Annotated in this window: 6 protein-coding genes; 3 read left to right on the top strand and 3 right to left on the bottom strand. The window is 57.3% G+C overall.

Going from position 1 to position 12128, the window contains the following annotated elements; all coding sequences use genetic code 11:
• Positions 1-323: 323 nt before the first annotated feature.
• Positions 324-1853, bottom strand: a complete 1530-nt coding sequence (locus tag UH5x_RS12010) for a sulfatase family protein (protein WP_482635973.1) — start codon at positions 1851-1853, stop codon at positions 324-326.
• 603 nt (positions 1854-2456) lie between these two features.
• On the opposite strand from UH5x_RS12010, the gene UH5x_RS12005 reads away from it, so the two are divergent.
• Positions 2457-3629 carry a ThuA domain-containing protein gene (locus UH5x_RS12005; protein ID WP_047812915.1) on the top strand — a complete coding sequence of 391 codons (1173 nt, stop codon included), beginning with the start codon at positions 2457-2459 and terminating at the stop codon, positions 3627-3629.
• 114 nt (positions 3630-3743) lie between these two features.
• Here the strand turns inward: UH5x_RS12005 and UH5x_RS12000 are convergent, their stop codons facing one another.
• Positions 3744-6491, bottom strand: a complete 2748-nt coding sequence (locus UH5x_RS12000) for a TolC family protein (protein ID WP_047812914.1) — start codon at positions 6489-6491, stop codon at positions 3744-3746.
• A 321-nt stretch (positions 6492-6812) separates the two neighbouring features.
• Between UH5x_RS12000 and UH5x_RS11995 the strand changes: the two genes are divergently transcribed.
• A complete protein-coding gene (locus tag UH5x_RS11995; protein WP_482635784.1) occupies positions 6813-8279 on the top strand; it encodes a hypothetical protein in 1467 nt (488 codons plus the stop codon).
• An 879-nt stretch (positions 8280-9158) separates the two neighbouring features.
• Here UH5x_RS11995 and folD read toward each other — a convergent pair.
• Positions 9159-10058 carry a bifunctional methylenetetrahydrofolate dehydrogenase/methenyltetrahydrofolate cyclohydrolase FolD gene (gene folD / locus UH5x_RS11990; RefSeq protein ID WP_482635783.1) on the bottom strand — a complete coding sequence of 300 codons (900 nt, stop codon included), beginning with the start codon at positions 10056-10058 and terminating at the stop codon, positions 9159-9161.
• Between the two features lie 132 nt (positions 10059-10190).
• Here folD and UH5x_RS11985 point away from each other — a divergent pair, with 132 nt between their 5' ends.
• Positions 10191-11972, top strand: coding sequence for an NADPH-dependent assimilatory sulfite reductase hemoprotein subunit (locus UH5x_RS11985; protein ID WP_482635782.1), 1782 nt, complete (start codon positions 10191-10193; stop codon positions 11970-11972).
• Positions 11973-12128: the final 156 nt, after the last annotated feature.

The raw sequence follows: 12128 nt of genomic DNA, 5'->3' as shown, positions 1-12128 counted from the left end.
ACGCAATTGAGTTGGATCCATCAGAAAAGCCGCTCACCGGATGATTCCAGTGGGCGGCTTTTTTTGATTGGTTTGGGGAAACGCGAAGGGTGAGTGAGGGATTCGAGGTCGTGCCTCGCTCACGTGTCGGGGTTCCATTGCGACGGGCTTGGAAGCCCATCGTACGGGGCGTTGAGCAACTATCGTCGCTCCGCGACTGGTTGTGCGTGTCGGCGTGATCCAACGACCGCGGGGCGGTGATATTCACCACGTTGACGGGCAAGAGTGCCCATTCTACAGGCGTTGATACGTCGTTAACGACTCAAGCAACTGGCTGTTGCTGCTTAGCGACTGCGACCGGCGTCGAGAAGCTGTTGAAGTTCCTGTTGCATTTGCTTCGCTCGTTCGGGTTCGCTCTGACTCAAATCGGTTTGTTCGGCTGGATCCGATTCAAGGTTGTAAAGAGCGAATTGGGGGACTGATTTTCGTGTCATCGACAGGTCGAAGTTGTAGGACTTCTTTTGGTCGTGGCGAACGAGTTTCCAATCGCCAACGCGATAGCCGTAGTTGCCAACTTTTCCGTTGTCTTGCTGGACCAGATGCTCTCGACCGGAGGCACCGGACTGATTCATCAACGCTCCCAGCACGTTGTGGCTGTCCAGGCAAGCGTCGTTCGGAAGTTCTTGTCCGACCAGGGCGGCGAGACTGGCGGCAAAGTCGATGGTGCAAACCAGTTCGTCACTGACACCGACGGGAATGGTGCCGGGCATCCGGGTGATGAATGGCGTTCGCGTTCCGCCTTCGTAAACCGTGTACTTGCCGCCTTGATAGGGACCATTCGGATCATGCTCGCCAAGTTTTTCGTTGGCATCGTCTTTGTAGCCATCGTCCAAAACTGGGCCGTTGTCGCTGCAGAACACGAGCAAGGTTTTTTCGGTCAGTCCGTTTTCTTCGAGCGACTTCATCAGTTCGCCCACGCACCAATCCAGTTCCGCGATGGCATCCCCTCGAGGTCCGAGTGCGGTGCTGCCCTGGAAGCGTTCATTCACGACTCGAGGCACGTGCAGATCGTGTGAGGCAAAGAATAGGAAAAACGGTTCCTCTTTGTGGTCGCTGATCCATCGTTTGGATTCTGCCACCCAGCGATCCGACAAGTCTTCGTCGCGGAACCGAGCGGCGTGGCCCCCGGTGTAGAACCCAATGCGACTGATGCCGTTGTGAATCGTGGAGTTGTGACCGTGCGACCAATCCATCTTCAATGTGTCGCGATGGGTGATTCCTGTGGGGTGGTCTTGGGAGGGTTTCTTGTTGCCAACCCACAGTGGATCGGCCGGATCCAAGTTCTCGACGTTGTGGTTGTTCACGTAGACCTGTGGCACGCGATCGTTGGTGGTGGGAAGCAAGATGCAGTGGTCGAAGCCGATCTCCAAAGGTCCTGGTTTCAGATCCCCATTCCAGTCCGGGCCTTCGTTCTTTTCGCCCAAGCCCAGGTGCCACTTGCCGATGACGGCGGATTTGTAGCCCGCCTCTTGAAGCACGCTGGCAGTGGTCGTGGTTCCCGCGGGAATCAACGCGGGGCTGTTCGGTGGTGCGATGCCGGTACCGGGGAAACGAAACGCGTAGGTGCCGGTGAGGAACGAATAGCGGGTCGGCGTGCAGGTGGACGCCGAGCAATAGCCGCTGGTGAATTGGCAACCCTCGGATGCCATGCGATCGATGTTGGGAGTTTCCAGACCCTTGGCTCCGTAGCAACCAATGTCGCCATACCCGAGGTCATCGGCCATCACGATCACCACATTGGGGCGATCGTTTGCGATGGCTTGTGAGAACGAAAGACAAGCAAGAGTGCACGAAACAAGAAGAAACGAAGCCATTGAAAATCGCGGGGAAAGGTCGCGGAATCGACAGGATGCTCGCATGGAGTTCGACGTCATGACACTGATCGGTTGGGGGGAGGATCGGGTGGGAATCAGACGCCGCATTGTACTCGCGTCCGCCAGAGCAGGTACCAGTCGTGTGGGCGGAGTCACCACGGGAAGGCAGGAATGAGCGGTGGTCTTGCGGTGCTTTGAGCGTTCCTTGTCCCCATCGAGGCGATCGAAAACTCCGCCCTGCTCTTCCCTACCGTTCTCCGTGTTCTGTTGTACCCATCTCCCGTTTTGCCCAGGCCGGTTCTATCCAGGCCCGGTTTTATCCAGGCCCGGTTCTATCCAGGCCCGGTTCGCAGTTGACGCATTCACCATGGTTCCAAGGGAGCTTTGGTGGTTGCGTCACAAGTCAATGGAATTGCGACATGGGGTCGGATGTGGGGGCGTTTTGAAGAAAGCGGGACAGATCGTCACGCGATCGAGGTGAAGATGGACTAAATTCATAGTCACCTGTTGTTCGTGACGTGTTGGCTTGGGGTTGAAATCGGGCCGCCGCGTGATGGTGAACGACACCTCCCATTCATCCCACCTCGATCACACACTGAATCTATGAAGACTTGGCTCTCTCTGGCTTTGCTGTCACTTGTCACTTTTCCGCTCACCAGTTTGGCGGCGGATTCCGATTCCGCGCCGCTGGTTTACGAAGGCGGGGAAGGGATCGGAAAAGGCAAGCACATCGTGTTCATCGCCAATGATCACGAATACCGGTCCGAACAAGCGTGCCCACTGCTCGCGAAAATTTTGGCCAAGCATCACGGCTTTCGATGCACCGTGTTGTTTGGAATCGACCAGGACGGCGAGATCAAAGCCGGTGATGCAGCGGTTCCCGGGATGGAAGCCCTCAAGGATGCGGACCTGCTGTTTTTCTTCACCCGTTTCATGAAGCTGCCCGACGATCAGGTTGACCTGTTGGTGGATTACTTTGAACGAGGTGGTCCGGTCGTGGGGGCGCGGACGTCGACTCACTGCTTCAACGGCCAAAAGGGCAAGTGGTCGAAGCTCAACTTCAACTACAGCGGTGACGACTACCTCGGCGGTTTGGGTGAGCAGGTCTTTGGCAACACCTGGCATGCGCAACGCGGGCAAAGTCACTATGGCGGCAATCACAGTTCAAGCAGCCGGATCACGGCGTTGGATTCTGCCAAGGAGCACCCCATCATGACCGGAGTCGGCACGATGCATGGTTACAGCGGGGCCTACAAGTCTCAGCCGCCGACGGGAGCGACGCCATTGGTGGAAGTTCAAGTCTTGAACACGTTTGAGCCGAGTGACGATGTCAACACGGACAAGCCCAAAGTGTCGGCCGGTTGGACTCGCGATCACTACGTCGCGCCATCGGGCGACAAGAAAGATGCACGCGTGGCTTACTTCTCGTTCGGCGCGTCGGAAGACTTGCTCGATGAAGACACGCGTCGTTGCTTTGCGAACGCGTGTTTGTGGGCGCTCGGGATGGAAGGCCAGATTGAACCCGAATTGGACATGAGCTTGGTCGGCTCGTTTGTTCCAACGCCGTTCACCACCGGTGCGTTTTACCGCGACAATGTGCGTCCCTCTGAGCTTGCCGATTGGGACAGCGAGATCATGCCGACCGATCACGAGCTGGGCGGCATCAACAATCCCAAGATGGTTCGGAAGATGGGCTCCGCTTTGAAGGCACGTCCGAAACTGCGACGTCAGCTCACTGAAAAGTATCCCGAGCTGTTTGCCGAACCGGTCAAGTGAGCCGATCGGCAAACAGAGTTCGGCCGACAAAGTGAGTTGGTCAATGTCTTTGCAACCGTTGCCGGTTGCAAAGACCACCGGAGCGAGCCGGATGCGACCCCGCAGGACGTTGAATCAGAATCCAAAGATGGGTTCTTTGGGTTGCTCTTTCAATGGCATCCCGCAATCAGGAGTGGGGCACAGGGCGTTGGAGGTTGTGACACCGCAATCGATCAGGCCGCCTTCGGACGTGCCGACCAGACCCAGCAGGAATTCAGGCTCGATGGGGCCTGGATCAATCCACAGTCCGTCGGACGTCAGTTCCATGGTTCCGAGATCCAAGTCGAGACCACGGCGAACGACTTCGAAGTTCACAAAGATGTTCAGCAACGAGTTTTGTGAATCGAGCAAGTCACCCAGTGCCGAGATCGTATCGCGAGCAGCGGTCGGGCCGCTGTTCAAGCCGCGGGCATCTCGGAAGGACCGAATGTCCTCGTTGAGTTCCAATTGGTTGGCTGCGATCCGGACGGATTGGCGTCCCAATTCAAAGTTGATCCGGTTGGCCTGCAGCTGGCGAATGCTGGAACGCAGACCTTGCCACACGCTGTCTTCGAAGTTGTAGTACGACCGTTTGGCTTGCTCGTATTCGATCAAGGCTTGGCGGTAGGTGTTGCGTTCTTGCAAGCGAGTGATTGGGGCGTCCCAACGAAGCCCAAGCCGGAGGCTGGTGTTGTCATTGTTGGGAAGATCGGTCACCGCGGATTGACTGACACCACCGGAGACGACCAGGTCCAAGTCGCTTTCAAGATCGTCGGCGAAGAATTCAATTCGGCGGAACGTGTCCACCAGGGCGGCCCGAGCATTGGCCCAGTCACGACGGTTCACGCGAGCGATCTGCAGTGCTTCGGCAGGGTTGATTTCGACTTCGGGAAGCAGCAGCGATTCGACTCGCGAGCGGGCTTGAATCAACTGCAACGCCAGGACGTCTTCGCCCAGGTTGGCGAGCAAGTCTTGGCTGGCCAGAATCACTTCATTGCGAACTTGAACCGCGATTTCAACGCTGTTTTCGGATCGTGGTCCGGTTTGCAGGAAGACATCGATTTGTTCATTGAGTTGATCCACCGCCGTTTTGTAGGCGTCCAGACGACTGGCGATTTCATTGAACTGTGATTCCAGTTCTTCGCCGAGTTCGAGCACGGGTTCGAGGTCGAAGATGGATTCGTCAACGGTTTCGATTCCCAGCAGCGAACACACCGTGGCTTGTTCTTCGCGGTACAGTTCCAGCAACGAATCGGTTTGGTTGCGACGCTCCGGAATGAGCTCCGCCAACTGCTTGAGGTCCGCTTCCACGCGGGGCAAATCTTCGGCGATCAAATCACCCGTGAATTTCGACAACGGTTCAACCGAAGATCGAAGTCGTTCGATCAAGCGAATCGTGGTTTCGTCCCACTGGAGTTTGGTTTCCGGCAGTCCGGTCTCTTCGTTGATGGTGGTTTCGCTGGATTCCAGCAATCCGATGTTGATCTCGCCCACTGCCAAGCGGACATCAATCAGTTCTTCACGGCGACTTCGAAGGGTTCGGTCGATCAGTTCGAAACGTTCCAGCATCGGGTCGTTGATTTCGACACAGATATAAGGTGGCAATCCAAGGTCACGCAGGAAGGAGTCAACCGAGTTTTGGTAGCCAACACGACGCGAAACCAAGGAGCTTTGCGAGCTCAGCAGAGCGGATCGTGCTTGCGCGATTTGCAGTCGCTGGCGAATGATGGCTTCAGGGTCATCGGGAATGGTGGTCAGCAATTCGATCAGCGTGTTGTCGAGAATGACCAGGTTCTCGCCGAGCCGAGCGATGTTCTCTTCCAAGTTGCGGATTTGCAGTTGGTCTTGAAGCAGACCGATGAACCCACCGGCCTGTGGCACGCCGGTTCCGCCACTGCCACCCAGATTGGCAAAGCCTGAATCGAACCCGGTGAAGGCACCGGTGTTGGCGGAGAACGTACCTCCAGAGCGACTGACGCTGCTGTCGTTGTTGCGTCCCGTGACGATTTCCAAGTAGAAACCGCGGCGGAATCGTTCGAAGTTGCGAACGTTGGCAAGCAGCCGACGTTCCGACAAAGTCAACAATTCCATGATGCGGTCGCGTCCCGCACCTCGGAGCAAGGGTTGCAACAAGGTGAAGTCGAGCACGGTGGACGTCGTTGCCGTGTCGGGACCATTCAGGTTCCAGACAATTTCGTTGGCAAAGTTCACCAGCAGATTGGCACCGGTCGCGAACTGTCGACTCAGGGCTGCGTCCCCGCCAACGCTGGTGACGGAATCGGAATCGCGGAAGGCTCCGAAGCGTTGATCATTCTGGCTGAACGAAGCACCGGCACCGGCGAAGTATTGGGTGTCGAATTGAAACCGCTGGCTCGAGACGTCCAGGGCAGACAGATACAACTGCTCCAACTGACGCTGGTAGTCTGGGGAGTGCAGCAGCGCGATCTTGACCGCGTTCTCTGAGTTGAGTTCGAGGATCCCGTCGTCATTGAGCGGAAGGAACTGCCACCAATCCGGACTTTCGGCGGCGTTGGTCAGTCCATTGGCTTCCCACATCGGGTAGCCGCGTCGGCCGTCGACGCACTGCATGTACCGATTCGAGGCTGGGTCATCCAGCGGCATCGGTTGGAAGTCGAGGTCGAATGGGTTGTACATTCGGCTGCGTCGGTCCAGTTCGATCCGCAACGGCGCGTCGACCGGGCGTGACACGTGCGAGGCTTTCTCGTCCATCAACGCGTAGGCTTCGTTGTCTGCCTGTTTGCGATAGTGAGGGCGGTTGCACCCCATTGCCGCTGGCAAGAGGACGGATCCGGTTAGTATCCAAATGGACAGTGTTTTTCGCATCGTCACGATCGATCGCCTTCCGAGACCTGGATGTTCGACACACGTCGCGCGTTCGATGCGGACGTGTTCACAGGATCATTTCGGACGATCTGGCGGATCGGCTTGACCGGCAAGTCGGTGCAAACCGCTCGAACCGCTTCAATCGGCGCCCCATCGTGAGGGATGTTCCGATTGTGCCGATCGGTTGGTCACGGGAACCGACACGGACGACCGGAACGGAAAAGTTGATGAAAATTCTCCAAGCTGGCGTTGGACTGGATTAAGCTAGCCCGTCAAGGATCCCTCTTTGGTAGTTCTGCCGCTTCTCAATCAATTGCTCTGATGCAGTACGTACTTCTTCTCGTTCTGATAGTTGTCGTCATCGCCCAGGCCATCTTGGTCTGGAAAGCGGCGCCTCATTGGCGGTGGTACCAGATCACTCCCGTCGTCATCACGACGATTTTGGCCGTGATTTTCGTCTTCCCTGTCGCTGGGGCGTTGAAAAGTCGTTCTGAGTGGCACAAAGTCAAAGAGGAACTCGAGTCCAGGCTGGCCTCGGTCGAGGCGGAGCAATTGGAATTGCGGTATGGCAATCCCAATGACCCGCTGTCGGGCGAAGGCGTCCTGCCAATGGCCCAGAAATTGGCCAAGTTGGGCACCGAAGCTGGTCGGCGGTGGCGCGGACTGCGCCTCACCAATGCGGATTTCAACAATGGTGGCCAAATTGTCTTGTCTTCCCCCCAGCAGGAGGTTCCCGTTGATGGGTTGCCAGCCGAGGAAGCGGACGAAGGCGAAGTCGAATTGGCTCCCTTGCCGCTGATTCCAGATGGCTTGGTCGTCTATGGGTTCGCCGAAGGCCCACAACCCAATTTGAATGTTCCCGTTCCGATTTTCTATCTGGGCGAATACCGAGTGACGGCGACCTCGCCGACTCAGGTCACGTTGCAACCGACCGCTCCCCTGTTGCCGCAGCAGCGTCAGGCCATCGAAAGCCGCCAAGCGGTCAGTTGGTCCGTTTACGAATTGCTGCCGCTTGATGGGCACGAGCCCTTTGTGGCGGAGGGAAGCGTGGAAGACGACAACAATGTGTTCGGCCGAATCGATGATGAATTGGTCAACCGGTTGCTCAGCAACCAGATCTCAGCTCAGTCGCGAGCCGAGTACCTCCGAGACGGAACACGGTCTTTGCCCGATGACGAGCCATTGAGCAAATGGGTCAAAATCGAGTTCACCAAGAATCATGAGATCGTCGTGGACAGCCCCGATCAACGCGGTGCTTTGGATGGTGGATTCTTTGACGGCAGCGGACGTGCGGTCGACAGTCGCTTGCAGCAGGGTGATTCTGGCAAGGTTAAATTCTCCAAAGACGATCTGTTGGTCGTCAAAGAGGAAGCCGCGGATGCGTTGATCGATGAAGGAGTCGCTCGCCTGATCGACACCTACTACGTTCGGCCTTTGAACGATTATCGCTTTGTTTTGCGACGCATTCGCCTGCGTTTGGCGGAGTTGAGCACGCGAACTCAAGAGCTGACTTACGAGAACGAAGTGCTTCAACGGGCGATCGATGCGACCAAGAACATGACCACAGCCGCTCAAGCTGAGAAGCTGAAGTTGGAGCAGGATTTCGAGCAAACCGAAGTCGAGCGGATTTCGCTGGAGACCTACAACGAGAAGTTGGCCACTCAGCTCAAGGAAACGCGTCAGCGATTGGTCAAGCTGTATCGCAGCAACCAGCGACTCGAAAAAGAGTTGCAGATGTTCCACGAATCCATTGTCAGCTCTGGCGAATCACTCACCTCCGCTCGCTAGAGTTTGTGAGTCGATCGATCCCGCTTTTCAGTGGGTTTCTGCCTACTGAACCTCTCCCAAATCGAAGTTGGGGGGCGAGTGACGCCGTTCAGGCGTACGCGAGGGTGAGGGCCGAGCATGGGAAGTGGCTCGCACTGCCCTGGGCTGCGAAATGTTTGCCCTTGGCGTTCCGATAGCGAATGCAATTTTTCTTCCGGCTTCTGTCTTTCTTCATCCCGGTAGGGATTTCAGATGGTAGCCGGGGGTCGCTGCGTCGCAGCGTACCCCCGGAAAACGAGGTTCCATAAAACTCTCCATCCCGCCGTGGCCAATGGCCACGGCGGGATGGAGAGTGGCGGCGTGGGGGGCGTGTCCATCGGTGGCGCTATCGCTTACCGACGGCTACCATCTGACATCCCTACCGGGATGAAAACTTGCGCAAACGAATACGCTCCACAACACCAAGCATTTCGCGGTCCAGCACCGCCCTCCCCCGGAAATCTCGCTGAACGCTCGCTTTCCGACCCCTCCCAACTTCGAGGTCGTGCAGTTTTGAAGTACCGTGTTGCCAAGCGTTTATTATCACCCTCCCTTGGGACGTTCGAAAAATAAATGGTGGCGGGCGTCTGGGTATCGCCCCGGATGGGGCCGTCATGCTTAGTTCGGGGCGGAAGCCCCGAGAGACCGATGCCGGAAAACAAACGGTCGCCCCGGATGGGGCCGTCGTGGGAGTTGGGGGCGTCCCTTGCTCACGCTTCGGGTTGTGATGGGTGGTTGCTGCAGAAACCCGCCAAAACCCAGCACCAGAAAACTGCACGACCTCCTTCGTCGGGCGGGTTTCTCAAAACGTTACGAGCTCGGCGATTGGAAACGGCACGAGCTCGTCACGGGGCGGGTTGGCTACTTGGCCGCTTGCAATTTGGCGGCCATCAGGGTGTTGTGCAGCAACATCGCGATCGTGAGTGGTCCGACTCCGCCCGGGACCGGCGTGATCGCGGAGGCCACGGATTCTGCTTCGGCGTAGGCGACATCGCCGACCAGTTTGTCGCCCACACGATTGATCCCAACGTCGATCACAACGGCGCCCGGTTGGATCATGTCGCCCCGGATCATTTCTGGGCGACCGACCGCGGCGATCAAAATGTCGGCTTGGCGGCAGATCTCCGTGAGGTTTTGGGTGCGGCTGTGAGCAAGGGTCACCGTCGCGTTGGCGACGGCGGGGCCACAGGTGCTGTCTTTTTGTGCCAGCATCATTGCCATCGGCTTGCCGACAATGTCACTGCGCCCGACCACGACGACGTGTTTCCCGCTGGTTTCGATTCCCGTGCGATGCAGCAGTTGAATGATGCCGTGCGGGGTGCAGGGAAGGAAACGCGGTCGGCCTTGCATGAGCAGCCCCACGTTGACGGGGGAGAATGCGTCGACATCTTTGATTGGATCGATTGCATCCAGGACGGCTCGCTCGTCAATTCCCGTGCCACCGGCAGCTTTCGCGGGCAGGGGGAGTTGGACCAAGATACCGCTGACAGCCGGGTCGGCATTCAGTTCGGCCACTTTGGCCAGCAATTCGGCTTCGGTGGTCGCCGCGGGCATGCGGTCCAGGCGGCTGGCGATCCCCGCTTTTTCACAGGCGCGTTCCTTGTTTCGCACGTAAACCTGGCTGGCGGGGTCTTCTCCAACCAGCACGGCCGCCAATTGGGGAGGTGGATTCCCGCCTGAAACGAACGTTTCGACGTCAGCAGCAACTTCGCTGCGAATTTCCGCGGCAATCTTCTTGCCGTCCAGTCGCGTTGCGGGCATCCTCGGGCCTTGAATTGGCGTAAGTCGACGAGAGAGGTCGACGTGGTGAAAAATTGGAATTGTCGGTATAAAGAGTCGAGTACGAATCTTCGGTCCATTGACCGACGCAAATCACACAGGATTTTTGACTCGATGTCTACCGACGCTTCCGAAACGAATGCTGCACCGACCTCCGCGCCCGAGAAACCCATCAAGCTCAGCCCGGTCGAGAAGATCAAAGAAGAAAGTCGTTTCCTGAAGGGCTCGATCGATCAAGAATTGGCGGATCCAGTGGATCACTTCGACAATTCGAACATCCAGCTGCTGAAGTTCCACGGGTCTTATCAGCAAGACGATCGTGACAAACGTGCCGAGCTGAAAAAGGCCGGTGGCGGGAAAGCTTACACGATGATGGTTCGGTGCCGGATTCCGGGCGGTCGCATGAGCTCAGCACAGTTGGTCGCGCACTTGGACATGTGCGATGAGTTGGGTGATTCCACGTTGAAAATCACCACCCGGCAAACGCTGCAATTGCACGGCATCTTGAAGGGCGATCTGCGGGAGACAATTCGCCGAATCAATGACGTCGAGCTCTCCACACTGGCGGCTTGCGGCGATGTGAACCGGAACATCATGTGCTGTCCCGCAAAACGCGTGGGCGGAATCCACGATCAGCTCAATGTGTTCACTGATCAGCTGACGGTCGCTCTCGCGCCGCAGACGCCGGCCTATCACGAATTGTGGCTGACGGATCCCGACACCGGTGAGAAGACTTTGGCGGGGGGCGGAGAGCCTGATTCGTCGAATGCTCCGGTCATTGATGAACCGTTGTACGGCCCGACCTACTTGCCGCGGAAATTCAAAATCGGCATCGCCCTGCCGGAAGACAACTGCATCGACATCTACACCCAGGACCTTGGGTACTTGGCCGTGGTTCGGGACGGCAAAATCATTGGTTACAACGTTTCGGTCGGCGGCGGCATGGGCCGCACCCCGAGTGCGAAGAAAACCTTCCCTGCACTCGGCAAACGCATGGCGTTTGTGACGCCGGAGCAAGCCGTGGAGGTGGCCAAGGCGGTCGTCATCGTGCAACGGGACAACGGCAACCGCAGCGATCGAAAGGTGGCTCGTTTGAAGTACTTGATCGCGGATTGGGGCGTCGAGAAATTCCGCACCGAGGTTGAGAAAGTGTTCGGCGGCCCGCTCGCCGATTGCACCGAAGATGATGTGCACGAGTTCGACGACCACATGGGATGGCAGGAACAGGGCGATGGCAAGTTGTCCTACGGCCTGAACATTGAAAACGGTCGCTTGTACGACAATGAGCAAGTTCAAGTGAAAGCAGCGATTCGAGCCGTCTGCGCTCGCTTCAATCGCGAGATTCGTTTGACCAGCCATCAGAGCATGATCTTCTGTGACATCGATCCTTCTGAAAAGGAAGAACTGATCGAGATCCTGAAGTCACACGGGCTTCGGACGACCGAGGAAACCAGCACCGTTCGTCGTTGGTCGATCGCCTGTGTGGCGCTGCCGACCTGCGGTTTGGCCATCACCGAATCAGAACGTCGTTTGCCGAGCATCATCGATTCGATCGAAGAGCCTTTGGCCAAGTTGGGACTCAGCAACGAACGGTTCACCATTCGGATGACCGGTTGCCCCAATGGCTGTGCACGGCCCTACAACGCCGATTTGGCCCTGGTCGGTCGCTCGGTGGGCAAATACACGTTGTTTGCCGGCGGTGGATGGTTGGGCAATCGCTTGGCTTACATCTACAAAGACCAGGTGCCGGATTCAGAGGTCACCGCGGAGTTGACCGGCATTTTTGCAGCGTTCAAAGCCAATCGCGAAGAAGGGGAATCGCTCGGAACATTCTGTGATCGCGTCGGTGCCGAGAAACTGGCTGAGCTAGCCGAAGCTGCCCCGCTGCCTGCCTGATCGGGTTGCGAGCGGGGGCGGAGCAAGAATGCTCGCTCGAAAACTCATGGAAACGCAAAACGGCTTGGTGATTTCACCGAGCCGTTTGTTTTGGAGGAGTGAGTGATTCGGAGTTCGCAGACGATTTCGTCCTGCGCCGGCCGGTCACTCTGGTTC

This window comes from Rhodopirellula sp. UH5 (assembly GCF_056839225.1).
The sequence above is the reverse complement of the archived record's forward strand: the minus strand, read 5'-3'. Positions and strand labels throughout refer to the sequence as shown.

Excerpts from the sequence above, each read along its gene's own strand:
- UH5x_RS12010 (WP_482635973.1), bottom strand. The coding sequence starts at position 1,853 with ATGGCTTCGTTTCTTCTTGTTTCGTGCACTCTTGCTTGTCTTTCGTTC.
- UH5x_RS12005 (WP_047812915.1), top strand. The coding sequence starts at position 2,457 with ATGAAGACTTGGCTCTCTCTGGCTTTGCTGTCACTTGTCACTTTTCCG.
- UH5x_RS12000 (WP_047812914.1), bottom strand. The coding sequence starts at position 6,491 with ATGCGAAAAACACTGTCCATTTGGATACTAACCGGATCCGTCCTCTTG.
- UH5x_RS11995 (WP_482635784.1), top strand. The coding sequence starts at position 6,813 with ATGCAGTACGTACTTCTTCTCGTTCTGATAGTTGTCGTCATCGCCCAG.
- folD (WP_482635783.1), bottom strand. The coding sequence starts at position 10,058 with ATGCCCGCAACGCGACTGGACGGCAAGAAGATTGCCGCGGAAATTCGC.
- UH5x_RS11985 (WP_482635782.1), top strand. The coding sequence starts at position 10,191 with ATGTCTACCGACGCTTCCGAAACGAATGCTGCACCGACCTCCGCGCCC.